Origin of the sequence: Leptothoe sp. PORK10 BA2 (assembly GCF_034932105.1) — a bacterium.
Lineage (GTDB): Bacteria > Cyanobacteriota > Cyanobacteriia > Phormidesmidales > Phormidesmidaceae > Leptothoe.
Genome location: NZ_JAYGIG010000065.1, coordinates 1 through 14,887, shown reverse-complemented (window position 1 = coordinate 14,887; position 14,887 = coordinate 1). Strand labels below are relative to the sequence as shown.

The 14,887-nt window shown below is 50.8% G+C and carries 15 protein-coding genes; 5 read left to right on the top strand and 10 right to left on the bottom strand.

Translation table 11 applies throughout. The features are described 5' to 3' along the window. Window positions 1–93: 93 nt before the first annotated feature. The 3 genes from VB741_RS13335 to VB741_RS13325 all read right to left on the bottom strand — a co-directional run bounded on the left by VB741_RS13335 (window position 94) and on the right by VB741_RS13325 (window position 2,602). Window positions 94–453, bottom strand: coding sequence for a hypothetical protein (locus VB741_RS13335; protein WP_323365676.1), 360 nt, complete (start codon window positions 451–453; stop codon window positions 94–96). Between the two features lie 124 nt (window positions 454–577). Continuing rightward, a complete protein-coding gene (locus VB741_RS13330; RefSeq protein ID WP_323365675.1) occupies window positions 578–1,876 on the bottom strand; it encodes a S8 family peptidase in 1,299 nt (432 codons plus the stop codon). Between the two features lie 126 nt (window positions 1,877–2,002). Continuing rightward, a complete protein-coding gene (locus VB741_RS13325) occupies window positions 2,003–2,602 on the bottom strand; it encodes a hypothetical protein (protein ID WP_323365674.1) in 600 nt (199 codons plus the stop codon). A gap of 169 nt (window positions 2,603–2,771) precedes the next feature. Between VB741_RS13325 and VB741_RS13320 the strand changes: the two genes are divergently transcribed. Both VB741_RS13320 and VB741_RS13315 read left to right on the top strand, forming a co-directional pair. Then, window positions 2,772–3,740 carry a phosphodiester glycosidase family protein gene (locus VB741_RS13320; protein WP_323365673.1) on the top strand — a complete coding sequence of 323 codons (969 nt, stop codon included), beginning with the start codon at window positions 2,772–2,774 and terminating at the stop codon, window positions 3,738–3,740. A 237-nt stretch (window positions 3,741–3,977) separates the two neighbouring features. Continuing rightward, the gene (locus VB741_RS13315) at window positions 3,978–4,514 is read left to right on the top strand and encodes an SRPBCC family protein (RefSeq protein WP_323365672.1); all 537 of its coding nucleotides are present in this window, start codon (window positions 3,978–3,980) and stop codon (window positions 4,512–4,514) included. Between the two features lie 165 nt (window positions 4,515–4,679). On the opposite strand, the gene VB741_RS13310 is transcribed toward VB741_RS13315, so the two are convergent. Further along, window positions 4,680–5,474 (bottom strand): DUF4437 domain-containing protein, encoded by a 795-nt coding sequence (locus VB741_RS13310; protein WP_323365671.1) that lies wholly within the window; start codon window positions 5,472–5,474, stop codon window positions 4,680–4,682. 199 nt (window positions 5,475–5,673) lie between these two features. On the opposite strand from VB741_RS13310, the gene VB741_RS13305 reads away from it, so the two are divergent. Next, window positions 5,674–6,102, top strand: a complete 429-nt coding sequence (locus VB741_RS13305; protein ID WP_323365670.1) for a RidA family protein — start codon at window positions 5,674–5,676, stop codon at window positions 6,100–6,102. Between the two features lie 94 nt (window positions 6,103–6,196). On the opposite strand, the gene VB741_RS13300 is transcribed toward VB741_RS13305, so the two are convergent. The 6 genes from VB741_RS13300 to VB741_RS13275 all read right to left on the bottom strand — a co-directional run bounded on the left by VB741_RS13300 (window position 6,197) and on the right by VB741_RS13275 (window position 12,723). Continuing rightward, window positions 6,197–7,015, bottom strand: coding sequence for an alpha/beta fold hydrolase (locus VB741_RS13300; RefSeq protein WP_323365669.1), 819 nt, complete (start codon window positions 7,013–7,015; stop codon window positions 6,197–6,199). Between the two features lie 109 nt (window positions 7,016–7,124). Continuing rightward, window positions 7,125–7,571: a DUF3598 family protein gene (locus VB741_RS13295; RefSeq protein ID WP_323365668.1), complete on the bottom strand. Its 447-nt coding sequence runs from the start codon at window positions 7,569–7,571 to the stop codon at window positions 7,125–7,127. A gap of 41 nt (window positions 7,572–7,612) precedes the next feature. Next, complete coding sequence (locus tag VB741_RS13290) at window positions 7,613–8,614, bottom strand: quinone oxidoreductase family protein (RefSeq protein WP_323365667.1); 1,002 nt, start codon at window positions 8,612–8,614, stop codon at window positions 7,613–7,615. A gap of 9 nt (window positions 8,615–8,623) precedes the next feature. After that, entirely contained in the window at window positions 8,624–10,036 is a 1,413-nt protein-coding gene (locus VB741_RS13285; protein ID WP_323365666.1) for an aldehyde dehydrogenase family protein, read from the bottom strand. 1 nt (window position 10,037) lies between these two features. Then, a complete protein-coding gene (locus VB741_RS13280; RefSeq protein ID WP_323365665.1) occupies window positions 10,038–11,081 on the bottom strand; it encodes a nitrilase-related carbon-nitrogen hydrolase in 1,044 nt (347 codons plus the stop codon). A 154-nt stretch (window positions 11,082–11,235) separates the two neighbouring features. Further along, a complete protein-coding gene (locus VB741_RS13275; protein WP_323365664.1) occupies window positions 11,236–12,723 on the bottom strand; it encodes a dihydroorotase in 1,488 nt (495 codons plus the stop codon). Window positions 12,724–12,880: 157 nt separating this feature from the next. Here VB741_RS13275 and VB741_RS13270 point away from each other — a divergent pair, with 157 nt between their 5' ends. Together VB741_RS13270 and VB741_RS13265 are read left to right on the top strand one after the other, a co-directional pair. After that, window positions 12,881–13,693: an aspartyl/asparaginyl beta-hydroxylase domain-containing protein gene (locus VB741_RS13270; protein ID WP_323365663.1), complete on the top strand. Its 813-nt coding sequence runs from the start codon at window positions 12,881–12,883 to the stop codon at window positions 13,691–13,693. Window positions 13,694–13,927: 234 nt separating this feature from the next. Further along, a complete protein-coding gene (locus VB741_RS13265) occupies window positions 13,928–14,758 on the top strand; it encodes a DUF1838 domain-containing protein (RefSeq protein WP_323365662.1) in 831 nt (276 codons plus the stop codon). Window positions 14,759–14,887 lie beyond the last annotated feature (129 nt).

Below are 14,887 nucleotides of genomic sequence, written 5' to 3'. Positions count from 1 at the left end.
ACGACGACGCTATGGGCTGCGATTCAATTTGATAGCGGCACTCTACAATTATGAACTCAACCTTGCCGAAGACTGGCAGCAAAATACAGCAATTTAGCACATAATCATTTTTGCAAGAGGTCTAATGGTCTGATCCACCTCAACGGACTCCACCCCCGTCACCTCGGACAGGGACGACATTTTCTCGGACTCCACCAATCCAGTTACAATTCCCAGGGTGGATAGGGTTTGTTCCACCTCTAGGCCCGCTGCTTTAAGTTGTTCACTGACCTGATCGATCTGGTCTAGGTGAGCGTCATCAAGGGATATCGTTACCTTTATCTTGTCCATATCATCTCCTGGATTTGCATTAACGACATCTGATCCACTGGGCCAACAACCCACCAGCCCCGCCGTTACCATAACGACCATCAGCCAATGGGTCAGTTGTTTAAGCCACCTAGCTTGTTTCATCGTTCCCCATGGCCCTTTTTGAGGTTTAAGTTGAGGTTTAAGTTGAGGTTTCAATGGACAGCCCTAAAACCGTAAAGCCATACATCAGCCTATCAATCTAGGGATGTATGGCCTTACATCGGTTTTACATTGACATCGGGGCCTGTACTAAGCCTATCCCAACATCGGTACCAGGTAGGTGCAGCCGCTGGGCATCCCGCGTGAGCCAGGCCCACAGTTCCATGCCCCGAGCCCCAGTCGCCTCAGCATAAAGAGCGGCAATCCCCGCCACGTGGGGGGTGGCCATGCTGGTGCCGCTAATGCTCAAATACCGGTCGGGCATGGGCCAGGTGGAATGAACATCCACCCCAGGTCCGGCAATATCTACCTGCCCCCCGTTTAAGTTAATGGTGCCGTTGGAAAAGGGGGCCACCTGCAGCTGATTGTCCAGGGCTGCCACGGCCATTAGGGTGGGGGCATTGGCTGGGTATCCCACCGGGTTGGGAGGGACCATTCGCCTACCGGTGACGCGATCGGTACTTTCATTACCGGCGGCAGCAATAATCAGGGAGCCGTTGCGTAAGGCCCGCTGCCCCACCCGTTCATAGATGGGGGAGAAGGCATCACCGGGCTGGGTGGGGGCGCCCAGGGACATGGAGATGATGGCACAGCCATTATTCACCGCCCATTCAATGCCAGCCAAAATGCCACTATCGGACCCAGAACCTCGATTGCTCAGCACCTTGCCAGCGAAAATCTCAGCATTGTAGGCAACACCATAGCGGGGTAGCTCGGGGGAATCTTTGGGGCCACAGGCTGTGCCAATGCAGTGGGTACCATGGCCATTCGCATCTTGGACAGATTCTCCAGTAATGAAGGAGCGGCTTTGGATCACCCGACCGGCAAAGTCAGGATGCTTCAGATCTAACCCCGTATCCAATACGGCGACCTTAATGCCTAACCCGCTATAGGGTGAATCCAATACTCGAGTGGCCTGGAGGCCCCAGGTGGCTGGACCGTCGGTAAATTCCGGTGGATCGACCTGCTGACGGGCTGCCAGCTGTCCTTGCTGGGGTTCCACCTGTTCATAGAGATGGGTGGACGCGTCGCGGTAGCCCCGCAGATAGTCTGCGGACAGTCCCCGTTGCCCCAGGGCATATACCACCCGTTCTGGTTGGATGGCCAACACGCTATTGTTGGCGGCGGCACTGGCGCGCACCGACTGGGCCTGATCCGGATCGAGGGGAACCACGGCTACCCCTAAGCGATCAAAGACTGACGCGTTGGGGCTATCGAGTTCTGCGGTGGTAAAGGCATGGTCCTCAAAATCCGCAGCCCTGGCCACGCCTTGAATACCTGTTGCATTGGACAGGGCTTGAATCCCGGCCCCTAGGTCTTGATCTGGTAGGAGTATGAGATAGCGTCCGGTGGTTTCTATGGTCATGATGTCCCTTATGGTGAGCTATAAAATGATCTCTAAAGGCGGATCTCAACAAACTTCCGTTTCAGATCACGCCCTAGAGTCCATACAACTGACTAAAAACCCATTACGTAATCATATATACAAAACTTAAATAGTTTCCCATACCACCCCCAACGCCCGTCGCGTCAACCAAAGATATAACCCAGTCCCTAGGCCCATTAATAGAACGAGTTCCCAACGCTGCACAGTGACCGCTGCCAAGGCCCAGGTCCCTAAACCAAAGGCAGTCCCATAGGCACAGAGACCGCTGGTGATGGCGATCGCAACGCGCCAAAACCCTACCCTCTGAGTTATCCCTAACCCACCCCCCACCAGGCACCCGAGCACAGCCCCGACGATGGCCCATTGCGCCTGTTGCCCCGTCAGTTGGCCCAGGGTATAAAAACCGAGAATGGCCACCGAGGCTGCACCGCTGGCCAGCCCCGTCAGTCGCTGGGCATTTTTCCCTAGGGACCGGAGGGAACCTAGACCTGCTGCTGCTCCAGCCACGGCTAAGAATCCCCACAAGGTTAAGGCTAATCCCCATTTCGGACTACTGGGGGCCAGATCAATCACACTAAAGACCAGGCTGCTAATGGCATGGAAGGAGAAAAGTGCGATCGCAATTAGCCCAACCCTAGGGACCACAGCTGGCCAACGTAAAGAATAATTAGCTTTCTGACCCATGGAAAAAATAATCACATCCATTGGCGATTTTACCCACACTATCGTCCATTGTTGTCGTCAGGGCTAGCTTTCAGCGTTGAACGGGATGATGTGAACCAGATGTGAATCAAATGATGAGCGATATTTTCAACTCGCTCATCATTTGGTTAAGCTATGTCTGAGAATACTGGACAAAGAATAGGACAATGTTATGCCCCGCTGGCGTCAGACAAAAGAAAGTGTCATTTGGCTAGGGTTATTGATGCCGTTAGTTCTATATGGAGCCAACAGTTTATATCGCCCCAGACCCACAAACGTCGTTGACCAGTCCCTCTTTCAGGGCATTGTCTATAACCGTCAAGTCCTCAATCAGCCCCGACCCCAGATCATCCACATCATCGAGCTTGACCTCACAGCCCCTGGCCTCAGACCCCTTGTCACACCAGGTTATCAAGGAACAGCCTTGGACCCCGAATCACAAAAAAAATGGGAATCCGTGGGCCAACGTACCTCCGCCTTTGTCAAAACCCACGGGCTACAGCTAGCCATCAACGCCAACTTTTTCTACCCATTTCGAGAAGTGACCCCCTGGAACTATCGCCCCCGTCCTAATCAGCTAGTTAATCTTGCCGGACTATCAATATCGAATGGAGACCAGGTGTCAGAGGTGTATGCCGATTGGCCAGCCCTTTGTTTTACCGATCAACGGGCTGAATTGAACCGTGATGGCAATTGCCCAGAAGAGACGCACCAGGCCATTTCCGGTAATCTCATGCTGCTGGAAAATGGCCAGCTCACGGAGGATGTCCAAACCAAAATTGTCTCCGCAGAAGGCGATAAGCCCTATCCATTTAACATTGCAGCGTTGGATGCCACAGGTACTCGGCTGTGGCTAATCCAAACCGATGGCAAACAACCCCTTTATACCGAAGGCACAACCCTGAGGGAGGTGACCGCCATAGTCCAATCCCTAGGGGCCGATACGGCGGTACGTTTAGATGGCGGTGGGTCAACGACGGTTGCAGTTTCCCCCCAGGCAGGCTCTGCCCATTTGCCCACGGGGACTCGCCAGTCGGAAAATCCCCAGGTGCTCAATATGCCTGGCCATGGCAAAGTCCCCGGGCAAGAACGTCCGGTCGCCAACCATTTGGGTTTCTTTGCCCAACCCTTAGAACCTTAAATGCGGGTGTTAAGACTTCCTTCAGCCCTTCCCCGCCAGCCAAAATCTTTGACTACACTAAAACGGGAAGTCGGTAGACCAATTCAAGAATCAGCTTCCAGGAGAAGTGGGAAGTAAGACGTCGGGAGTGAGAATCCAGAGATAGAACTCTCCTGGCTTCTAGATTCTGACTCCTAATAAAACATCCAAGATTTTTGATCTACCTATTCTAATGTAGTATCCGTGGAGCCTGAGCAGATGGTCTTGAAAGTAATCGGTGGTTTAGTTACGACAGTTCTACTCGCATTTGTTGCCGGTTTTATTATTCCTAGCCAGGTACATGTGGAACGGAGTTTGTTAATCAATGCTCCGCCAACAGAAATTTATTCCATGGTGAGTGACCTAGGGCAATGGGATGCATGGTCTCCTTGGGCCAAAATGGACCCAGATGCTGAAATGATCATCAGTGGACAGGGGGTAGGACAAACTATGGAATGGCATAGCGAAGACCCCCAGGTGGGGAATGGCACCCAGGAAATTATTGCGTTAGAGTCACCTAACTATGTGAATACCCATCTGGATTTTGGTGATCAGGGCATGGCGGATGCCCTGTTAAAACTCACTCCCCAGGAGAATGGCACCCTCGTTTCTTGGTCCCTAGACACAGACATGCGAGCCGGTGTGCCCCCATTGATGCAGCCCATTAGCACCTACTTTGGTTTCATGATGGACAGTATGATTGGCAAAGATTATGAGCAAGGCCTAAGTAATCTCAAGACCCTAGCAGAAAGTTAACAACATGAGACGTTTTGGGAGATTTGGTGGAAAGCTTATCCCCCATGCATCCATTGGGCAGATGATGCTGATGCATGGCCACCTAATCTCCTAAAATGTAATCTCCTAAAATGTTAATCAATGCCAGGGGTTGTCTTAAGGGCTGGGGTGGAACAATCCATCAACTTATGGACAATCAATATTTGTGTGCGATCGCAAATCCCAGGGATAGTGGGTGTGAAAGGGCGGTATCCAGGGACGATGGGAAACGTGGGGATTACCACCACGCACCAAAGCAAAATATCCGGTATGGGTATAGGCGGGAGCATGGGGCATAAAGGCTGGCCGCCAAAAATAACAGCCTGGAGTCATCTGTCCGGCCTGGGTTGTCAGGCTTCCTTGGAGGACAAATTCTTCTTCAGGCATGGGGTGATACTCGGAAAAGGGTTCAACAAATTGAGGCAGACAACCCAGTAGCCAGGCACTTCTACCCCCATCGGGATCCATTCTGAGGGTTTTTCGCATGGCCCCCGGTGGAAAGCCAGGGGTTAATGTGGGTTGCCAGGGTAACTGTTCTGAACTCAACGAAGGAATGTAGAGGTGTTGTTTGGCATCGGGTAGAGATTGAGACCCGTTGACAAACTGAGGGTACGCGGCAGGCATCCATAAAACCGTTGTATCTTGCTCAATCCTCCAGGCTGCAATACACACGCCTGCTGGGAAAAAGCCATAGGTATAGCTCTTTAGACAAAATTGCCCAATCTGTATGCAACCACTGAGAACAAAAAACTCTATGTCACAGGTGAAATAACCAGAATCAATCTCCCAGGCCCTGTCCCAGTTGACCAATTCGCTAGAGTCTCCGGTTTCAAGATCGATGCTGAGAATTCGCGTTCTGGCACCAGTAGGCAATCCTTCTACCACCCAGGATTTGGGCTGAATAGTCTGGGATTGAATAAACTCAATGTGTGTTCTTGCCATAATTTCTGGATATCAACTCAAAGCGGGACTTTTTTCAATGATAGTAGTCAGATATCCTGAGTCAGGCTTGAGTTAATGCCTATTTACTCAGCTTTAGAGTCGATGGCACCCGATGCCCAGAATTGTTTCCCAAGGCACCGCTTATAATCAATTCAGTTGTTACAATTCAACCATTAAAGATCGCTGTGAGGATTTTGGTATGGGTACTAAGCGCGAGATTATAATTCCTGAAGGAATGGAAATCCTGTACGAAAAATACCGCTACTGTCCTGGGGTAAAGGTGGGAGATACCTTATATATTGCCGGGCAAGTGGGAAGAGATGAAAATATGCAGGTGGTTGAGGGCACAGAAGCTCAATTTGACCAGACATTTAAGAATGTGGAAAAGGTTTTATCAGCAGCAGGTGCCACATTTGATGATGTGGTGGAGATGATTACCTACCATGTTGTGGATCCTGCTGTAGAAGATCAACAAGATTTAAAAATTCCTCACTTACCATTATTTATTCAGGTAAAGGACCGCTATTTCACAAAGAACTTTCCCACCTGGACCGGCGTTGGCATTATGGCATTATCTACCCCAGGGCTGATTGTCGAGATTAAGTGTACAGCGGTGTTGGGAAGCTAAGGGATCGATGCGGACATAAAGTGTCTGTACGGAAATGGGCAGGGGAGATGGGAAAAGAGGGGAGAGGGAATCTGAAAATCTTTAAAGTAATGCATTAAGATGCACTATTTAAGAAGTTAAGAACCATCTCGGCTATTTTTTCAGGCATCTGATTCATCATACAGATGGTTCCCTCAGGGATATCGACTACTTGGCCATGGGGGATGACCTGGGTGACAAAAAATCGGTCTTCTGGTTTGGAGAGTCCAAGTGTTTCGAATTCTCTTACATCTTCCAAGCCCCAGAAAATCAATGTGGGACAGATGATTTGATTTAATCTTGCCTCTGCTTCCATGCAGTATTGGGCGACGGCCCAGACGGCGTATAGGGGATAGCCAAAACATTTGAGGTCATCTAACACCCAGCGATGGTTTAGCTCAGATGTACCCACATAACGGGAACGGGCCTGCCATCTTTGCATTAGATGGGAGCCATCGTCTTGGATCTTAAAGCCTTTCTCAAAGAGTTCCATTAGTCTGGCTTTACCCCGTTCACCAAATCCAGGCACATTGCCCAGGACAAGTTTTTTGACCCGTTCCGGGCAAGTTGCCGTGACTTCCCCGGCGATAAAGGCACCGGTATGATTGCCCAGAATGTTGGTTGCTTGAATGCCTAGCTCATCTAGTAAAGCAATGACGGTTTGAGCATAGTCGTAAATCGTGTACAACCTTGGGGGTTTATCGGAATCGCCAAAGCCCATGGTGTCCATGGCTATTACCTGGTACTGTTGTCCCAAAATGGGCATGAGTTCCCGGTATTCGTCGCTGCTGCGGGGGTTCATGTGTAGCAAAAGTAGGGGCTCGCCTTCACCCCCAATGCGATAATGAATTTGGCCATCTGCTGTATCTAGAAAAGCTCGTTTAATAGGTTTCATGGGATGTCTCTACGGATAGTTAGATGTATCTAGATGGAGCTGTCTCCCCTCAATCCCCCTTGCCAAGGGGGAGGCCAGAAAATACACGAAGTTAATCATTAACAACTCCTTACTTGACTCGCTCTTCTTTAATTAGGGTTCGCTGGTAGATTTCGCCAGCTTTAAACCAGTGCCAGGTGCGGGCGCGGTGGTTGTTGCACTTACTTAGGTGAATCATTTCGTAGACAAAGGCGTCCGGAATTCCTTTGTAGGCAAACCATAGAATCACAATGGAATTGTCGGCGTCCCAGGCTTTGCCTTCAATGCGTTCGGTGTCAAACCAAAGTTTGTGATCTCGATATATACCGGGAAACTGATATTCTTCTACTTTGCCGTCAGCCCAGGTATAGCGATTAGTTTGAAAATAGGGGTGGGGCTGGTCTACTGGAAATTCACAAGTGATTAGGGACTCGTGATGGTCGAGCATCTTGCCGTCATTATCCATCACTGTGTAGGTCCCGGCCCACTGGCCTTCGTGGCGAGTGAGAACCGGCATTCCTTCTCGGATAGTAGACATTGAACTAGCTCCTGATTTAACTAAACGACCTGACTATAAAATTATGGAACAATGACCACCTTTCCCATGAGACGATTCTGCTCCATTTGTAACAAACTTTGTGACACTCTCTCTAGACCCTGCACCAGATTGATAGTTGGCTGGACTTGACCTTTCACGATAGCGGGAATGACTAAATCGCGCAGGACGGTTAAGGTGGTTCGATAATCTTGGTTATACCAGAGAGCAATACCGAATAACTGAACATTACGACCAATCAGGTTGACCAATGGTAGCGTTGCTGCCATGCCTGTTGTATAGCCATAGGAAATAATTCGACCCTCATTGGCAATCGCTGCTAAACATTGTGGCAAGGTGACTTGACCACCCCCATCCAGGGCCACCTGTACACCTTTTTTTTCCGTAATTTTCTGCACCTCGGTAACAACATCCTGGGTGGTGTGGTTGAGCACATGTGCGATGCCTAACGCCCGTAAATAGTTTGTTTTTTGGTCAGAGCTGGCGGTGGCAATGACTCGTGCCCCAAGCAGTTGGGCTAGCTGAGTGGCGGCAGTTCCCACCCCACCGCTGCCGGGATGGATTAAGACCCACTCATCGGCCTGGAGCTTGGCTTTGCAGACCAGGGCCATAATTGCGGTGAGATAGGCGATGGGGAGGCTGGCGGCGATCTCAAACGAGATATTCTGGGGTAGCGGCAATAACTCAGCGGCTGGCCCCAAGGCTGATTCCGCAAAGGCACCGGCAACATGACCAAACACCCGCATCCCTGGGGTAAATTCTGTCACGTTTGTTCCCACGGCCTCTACTTCTCCAGCGGCTTCCTGGCCGAGCATTTGGGGGAGTCCCTGGTGACCGTAACCTCGATATTTGCCATAGGTAGTTTGTAGGTCAGAGTTGTTCATGCCCGCTGCCCGCACTCGGATTCTCACCTGATCGGGACCGGGTTCTGGGAGATCTACCTGCTCTACTTGAACAGATTCTGGTCCCTGATACTGATGAATACGACAGGCTTTCAAGGGTCTTAATCCCACAACAACAGACATTTCAAAGTGCTAAAACCACCACGGATCTGGTATGGGGGATGTTTTTGCTAAAAAGACCTGTTTGCGCATAAATCGCTGGATCGATGCGGGGCCCATGCGAGAGCCCCCCAGACCCGATAACTTAAAGGCATTTTTCTCTCCTTCGTAGACTAGGGCCGTTAAGCCAGCGTCGTTGAGGCTGATGGCCCCTGCCTGGATCTGTTGACCCACAACTTGAGCCTCGTCCACTGAACCGGCGAATACCGCAGCACTGAGGCCGTAAATCGTATCATTGGCGAGCCGGATGGCGTCGTCTACGGTGTCAAAGGGCATGACGGGCATGATCGGCCCAAAGGTTTCTGTCGTCATAATTTTCATTTTATGGTTCACCTGGGTGAGGACGGTGGGGCGACACCACAGGCCACCGCCCAGATCTTCAACGGTGCCGCCACAATGGATCACAGCGCCTTGATCCAGGGCGTCTTGTAAATGGGTTTTGATGAGGGCCGCTTGGGTGGCGGCAATGATGGGACCGATTTGACCACTGCTGGGGTCAGGGTAGGCCAGGTTGAGCTGTTTGGCTTTATTTACCAGGGTTTCGACAAAGCGATCGCAAATCCCCCGAGCCACATAAATCCGCTCAATGGACAAACAGGACTGGCCCGCATTCACCACCGAGCCCCACAGTAATGCGGTAGCCGCCTGGTCCACATCGGCTGAGGCTAAAACAATGGCGGGGTCTTTGCCGCCCAATTCTAGAAAGACGGGGATCATGCGTTTGGCGGCGGCCATGGCCACGGTTTTGCCGGTGGCGACACTGCCGGTAAAGCACACCACATCCACCTGGTCGATCAAGGCCGCGCCGGTTTCACCTGCGCCTTCGAGGTAGGTGAGGACTGATTGGAGGGCGGGGACGGTTGCGATCGCAGCCAACATCACCCGAATAAACCTGGGGGCAATCTCACTGGGTTTAACCACAACAGCACAGCCTGCTAACAGGGCTGGCACCAGATCAATGGTGGATAGCAGGAGGGGGAAATTCCAGGGACTAATCACCCCCACCAATCCGTAGGGCACTAACTGGGGACGCAGCTGGATAAATGGAATAGCGGCTGTTTTGGCCGGGGCTGGGGCGACCAGGTTCGGGGCCAGTCCACACCAGCGGTCCAGTCCCGAGAGAAATGAATCCACCTCCAATATGGATTCCGAAAGTCGGCCCGTATCCGCCACAATCGCCTGAATCAAAGCGTCTTTGCGGACCAGCAACGCCTGTTTCCACGCCTGCAAGGCCTCAATCCGATGGCTGATGCCTTTGGTTTGCCAATCCTGCTGGCCTTGGCGTAATCGCTCACAGGTAGCTGTTAGCTGGTCTGGCGTGGGTGGGGTAATCTCGTAATCCAGACAGCCCGTGCGGGGATTTCGTACGGCGATGGCGGCGACCATGTCAAATTACCCCCAACTGTGTTAGCCGTTCAAGGGCTGTTTTCTGGGTGGTGATAAAGTGGCTGCGTTCCACATCCCCAGCGGCCATGGAGTTGGGCGGGTAAATGGAAGACTGATTATAGATTGTGGTATAGGCATCCAGCCGTTGTCGAGACAGCAGGTTTTTGATGCTGAGCCGTTGCCGGTAGCGGCGCAGAGCATCCAGATCAATGTCGCCATAGGCGGCCATACTTTCGCCTGCCCCAGTTTCTGCCAAGACCAATCCCCGGTAGTCAATAATCTTTGAGCCCCCATCGACGGAAGCTTCTAAAATCGGCGTATTGGCGATGCCAGCGGTATTGGCCGAGACCACATACATCATATTTTCCACAGCCCGAGAGACTTTGGCCGCTTCCTTCGGTGCCCGAGCATTGCCGTACACTTCAGAGGTGGGATGGAGCAAAATCTCAGCCCCCCGCAGCATTAAACACCGGGCTACCTCGGGAAAGAGAATCTCATCGGAGGCGACGGCAGCCAGATTGCCAATGGCGGTTTTGGCCACCGGAAAAATCCCTTCAATGCCGTAGATATCCAGATATTTATCCCACACATCATGGGGGGTGGGGGCATACATGGAATTGATGCGACGATACCGCAACACCATATCCCCTGAGGGATCTAGCACAAAACAATTCTGGAAGTAGAGATCGGGAAAATTAGGATCCAATTCATAGGCATTGCCCGCCAGAAAAATACCCTGTTTTTGGGCAATGGCTCCCAATGTCTCGTAAATGGGGTCATCCATGGTCAGACAGGCTTTGGTCCCCCAGTCGGGGAGAGATTCTCCCATGGGGAAGCCGGTGAGCCAGTATTCTGGCAGCACCACCAGGCGGCAGTCGGCCCCGATAAAGGCCTGGGCAGCGGCAATTTGTGGGCCTAGTTTTGCGATCGCACCCGCCATAATCGCCCGGGCCTCGGATGCGTTACTCGTCCGATTCACCGCCTCACACTTTAGCTGCAGGGCCAAGGCGGTAAATGCATTGATGGGAGTAGATGGAGATTCCATAAAGAATGAATGCTTAAGCCTAAAAGGTTTCCAATTAAATTTCCTCTCGGGCGGGGTGCCGGTCCCCTCTGGAGCGGGGTACCACAAGGGCGGGGTGGGTTTCGACTAATAGCGCCAACGGTTAACCCACCCCGTTGCCCCTCCCAGGAGGGGATCAGGTATCGGGTAGTAGTGCTAACGGACGTTTTAGGTACTTGCCCTGGGGGGGGCCCACCACCTGACCATGGTCATAAATTAACTGCCCCCGCAAAAACGTTTGTTTTACTCGCCCCGTTAACTCCATCCCCTCGAAGGGGGTATACCCCTGTTGCGACCATGAGTTATCCGCCTGGACAACAAATGTCTCATCGGGGTCCAACAATACCAGATCCGCATCATAACCAACGGCAATATCCCCTTTACAAAACAGTCCATACCGTTGAGCCGGATTCCAACTCAGCAGTTCTGCCATCCGATGATAGGGCAGCCCCCGTTTACTACCTTCGCTAAACACTCCCGAGAGTAAATATTCAGTGCCGCCAAAGCCTGATTTAGCCAGCCAAATATTTTCTGGGTCCGTGAGACTGGCCTTTTTCTCTGCAGAACAGCAGGCATGGTCGCTAACAATCCAATCCACCTGGCCATTTAACACCGCATTCCAAAGAAATTCCACATCCTGCCGAGGCCGGATCGGGGGATTCACCTTGGCCCACTTGCCCGCTGGAGCATCCACATCCAACAACAGATGGCCCACGGTCACCTCCCGTCGAAAGTTAATGTGGGGAAAAGTGTTCTGCATCATTAATGCCGATTCCAATGCCTTCTGGGAACTCAGGTGCAGCAAATTAATATTGACACAGTCTGTCTCATGGGCCAGATAGGAAGCAATACAAATGGCCAGACCTTCGGAATGGGGAGGACGAGCAGCACTATAGGCCTTTAAGCCGGAGAGACTGGTATCCTGTTGCACAATTTTAGTATAGGCATTTAAAATCTCGGCCACTTCGCAGTGGAGACTTAAACTCAGGCTATCTTTCACCTCAGGATACTCTTGCCGCAGACGGGCCAGCCCCCGCATAATAAATTCAAAATGGGCAAAGTCATAGCGGTCTTCCCGATTGATCATCAAAAACAGGCTTTGTTGCTCAGAAAGACCGTGGAGACCGTGGCCACCATAAAACATAAAAATCTTAAACGATGTCACCCCCTGTTCCAATAGCCACGGCATTTCATCAATGTGACTGGGGCTAATGGGGGCCAGATGATAGCCATAGTCCACAAAAAAGTTACCTGCTGACCGGGCCAGCACCTCTGGGAAAAAGTCCTGGTAGGGGCCCCCCTTGTTCAGGTAATACTGCCCCGTACGCATATAGTTCAGACTGGTGGTCACCCCCCCCATGGCGGCCGCTTTACTTTCTGCCACAGCATCCTGTTCCAGGGGTTGATAAATGCCGATGTGCATGTGGGCATCTACACAGCCGGGAAACCCTAGCAAATTCTGGCCATCAAACACCTCTTTGGCCTGATCTGGACTAATATTCGGAGAAATCTGGGCAAATTTTCCATCCTTAATCCCCAAGTCCAGTAGTTCTACTGATAACTGGTTTGGGCGTACGACCCGGATGTGCTTAATCAGCGTATCTAGTCCTGATGTTTCAGCCACAGCACCTCTAAATCTGAATCCAACGATTCGCTATGATTAATCTTAGATAGGTGCGCTAATTTTTAATGACAGCCAGACCACCAGGATATTAATCTTCTATTTTCTTAACAAGTAAAGACATAATTAGGAATAAGCAAGAAGCATAGGCAAGAGGAATATGCAAGTACTGAAGACCCGCTTTAACGATTATCATCAAGACCCACAACAGTTTCCATTTCTGAATGGCTTGCAGTCTGACTGGGAAGCTATTAAAGAGGAGTTTGTCAACTTTATGGCCCAGGGTTCAACTGCTGAGCAAACCATTGCAGAACAGATGATGGGGCCCCAAAGTAAAACCATCAGAACTAAGGGGGCGAAAAAATACAGTGCCTTTGGCATTTTATTTCAGGGACAGCTGATTGATGACTATATTCGCACTTACCAGATTGACTACCCTGACTGTGCTAGCATTGATGCTGCGAACAATGTACAGGCTTTAAGAGAAACCTATTTCCCCAGGTTGACCCAGGTTGTTACCGACATTAATCAGACAAATGCCAATATTCTCAGAAATATTTACTTCGGCACATTTCACCCCGGTTTAGATATTCGGCTCCATACCAACGATAATCCCCACATGTATCGGGGTTATCTCGGCTTAATTGTGCCCCAGGGAGATGTGGCGATGAAAATTTGTCATGATACATTCCACTGGCATGAAGGAGAGTTTATGGTGTTAGACCATAGTTATCCCCACTGTCCCCACAACTACACGGATTACGATAGGACAGTGCTGGTGGTGGACTTTTTTAAGCCCAACAAACCAAGGGAAGAGGTGATGCAGTTTGAACAAACCCAGGTCGCCCAGCGAATGCAGGATAATCCCTATAGTTTAGGGGTATTTGGGCAAAGTGATAAGGCCAGTGAAGCTGACTTTGTGAAGTATGGGCTGGCCCATCAGTTAGAGTGGGATAAGACGTTGGGAAGCTAGCGACATCTGGTTTTCCTTGGGCAGGCTCCGGTCAGTCGGAGCACGGCTCAAGATCTCGATCCTACTCTGCGAGAAGAGCCAGCTCTACATCCCCAACCCCTGGCTCCCTGGGAGAGAAGGGGGACTTACCTCAAAGTCCTTCTCTTCAGGGAGAAAGATTTAGGATATTGATGGTGTTTTTTCAACACAAGACCTACATAAAAGACTAATTATCCCCATCAGGAACTACATATTATGGCGACTCAAGAAATGTTCGAAGCCCGTGACTGGGTCAAGGTTCGTAACTCGACCACAGGAGAGCAAGCGTTCCTCACCTGGAGTGGAGCAGTCTATGCTTTTTTGCCCGGAGAACCGAAGGTGCATCTGTTCAACATTGTTGGCATGAATGTGAGTCGTTGTCTTGACAACCCGGATGAGGATGAAAGCTGGAATTTTGTTTCACGGGAGTTAACCTATTATTTGGACCCAGAAACCGATGAGATTTTGCATAGTTGGAAAAATCCGTGGACAGGGGAAACAGTGCCGGTGATGCATGTTGCTAATAATCCGGTTCAGGGGCGACAGCCGTTTGAGGGGCAGTATGGGGCTAAAGTGGATGGAGAGTTCACGACATTTGTGTTTGACTTGTTTACGTCCTATCCAAATCCGCTAGGGGGAGATGAGCGTTTTGTGGAGTATAGTCCCCAACCGCTCTATCAGGCGGTTGAGCTATTTAAGTTGACGGTGCCGACTGAAGAATTGCGGAATCCTGATATAACATGTATCTCAAATGTGATTTTGGGGTGGGATCGGTTGGGGCCTTGGGTGCCTTGGATGAAAATGGGTGATCGGGCTGGCCAGTTGATTTATAGTGCTAGTGGGCGTAAGATAACGGGTTTTGAGGAGCTGCCGGAGCTTTTACGGGAGCAAATTAATACGCGAATTCCGGCTTATCGACATGCACCCAAGGCTCGGATAGATTGTGAGAATGTTACTTCCTGGCGATATTTTAAGCGGTATTTTGATGCGTATTTGGCGAGGAAGGAGTTTCCGTTGGCGGATGTGGACGTAAGAGTGGATTCGTAGGCTAATAGACCTCTTGCAAAAATGATTATGTGTTAGCCTGAAAGGCTTTTCTAACTCTTTCAGGCCAGGTTGAGTTCATAGTTGTAGAGGGCGGCGATTAAATTGAAACGCAGCCCATAGCGCCGTCGT

What these genes read in the sequence shown, in the direction of transcription:
- VB741_RS13335 (WP_323365676.1), bottom strand. Translation starts at nt 453, where the DNA reads ATGAAACAAGCTAGGTGGCTTAAACAACTGACCCATTGGCTGATGGTC.
- VB741_RS13330 (WP_323365675.1), bottom strand. Translation starts at nt 1,876, where the DNA reads ATGACCATAGAAACCACCGGACGCTATCTCATACTCCTACCAGATCAA.
- VB741_RS13325 (WP_323365674.1), bottom strand. Translation starts at nt 2,602, where the DNA reads ATGGATGTGATTATTTTTTCCATGGGTCAGAAAGCTAATTATTCTTTA.
- VB741_RS13320 (WP_323365673.1), top strand. Translation starts at nt 2,772, where the DNA reads ATGCCCCGCTGGCGTCAGACAAAAGAAAGTGTCATTTGGCTAGGGTTA.
- VB741_RS13315 (WP_323365672.1), top strand. Translation starts at nt 3,978, where the DNA reads ATGGTCTTGAAAGTAATCGGTGGTTTAGTTACGACAGTTCTACTCGCA.
- VB741_RS13310 (WP_323365671.1), bottom strand. Translation starts at nt 5,474, where the DNA reads ATGGCAAGAACACACATTGAGTTTATTCAATCCCAGACTATTCAGCCC.
- VB741_RS13305 (WP_323365670.1), top strand. Translation starts at nt 5,674, where the DNA reads ATGGGTACTAAGCGCGAGATTATAATTCCTGAAGGAATGGAAATCCTG.
- VB741_RS13300 (WP_323365669.1), bottom strand. Translation starts at nt 7,015, where the DNA reads ATGAAACCTATTAAACGAGCTTTTCTAGATACAGCAGATGGCCAAATT.
- VB741_RS13295 (WP_323365668.1), bottom strand. Translation starts at nt 7,571, where the DNA reads ATGTCTACTATCCGAGAAGGAATGCCGGTTCTCACTCGCCACGAAGGC.
- VB741_RS13290 (WP_323365667.1), bottom strand. Translation starts at nt 8,614, where the DNA reads ATGTCTGTTGTTGTGGGATTAAGACCCTTGAAAGCCTGTCGTATTCAT.
- VB741_RS13285 (WP_323365666.1), bottom strand. Translation starts at nt 10,036, where the DNA reads ATGGTCGCCGCCATCGCCGTACGAAATCCCCGCACGGGCTGTCTGGAT.
- VB741_RS13280 (WP_323365665.1), bottom strand. Translation starts at nt 11,081, where the DNA reads ATGGAATCTCCATCTACTCCCATCAATGCATTTACCGCCTTGGCCCTG.
- VB741_RS13270 (WP_323365663.1), top strand. Translation starts at nt 12,881, where the DNA reads ATGCAAGTACTGAAGACCCGCTTTAACGATTATCATCAAGACCCACAA.
- VB741_RS13265 (WP_323365662.1), top strand. Translation starts at nt 13,928, where the DNA reads ATGGCGACTCAAGAAATGTTCGAAGCCCGTGACTGGGTCAAGGTTCGT.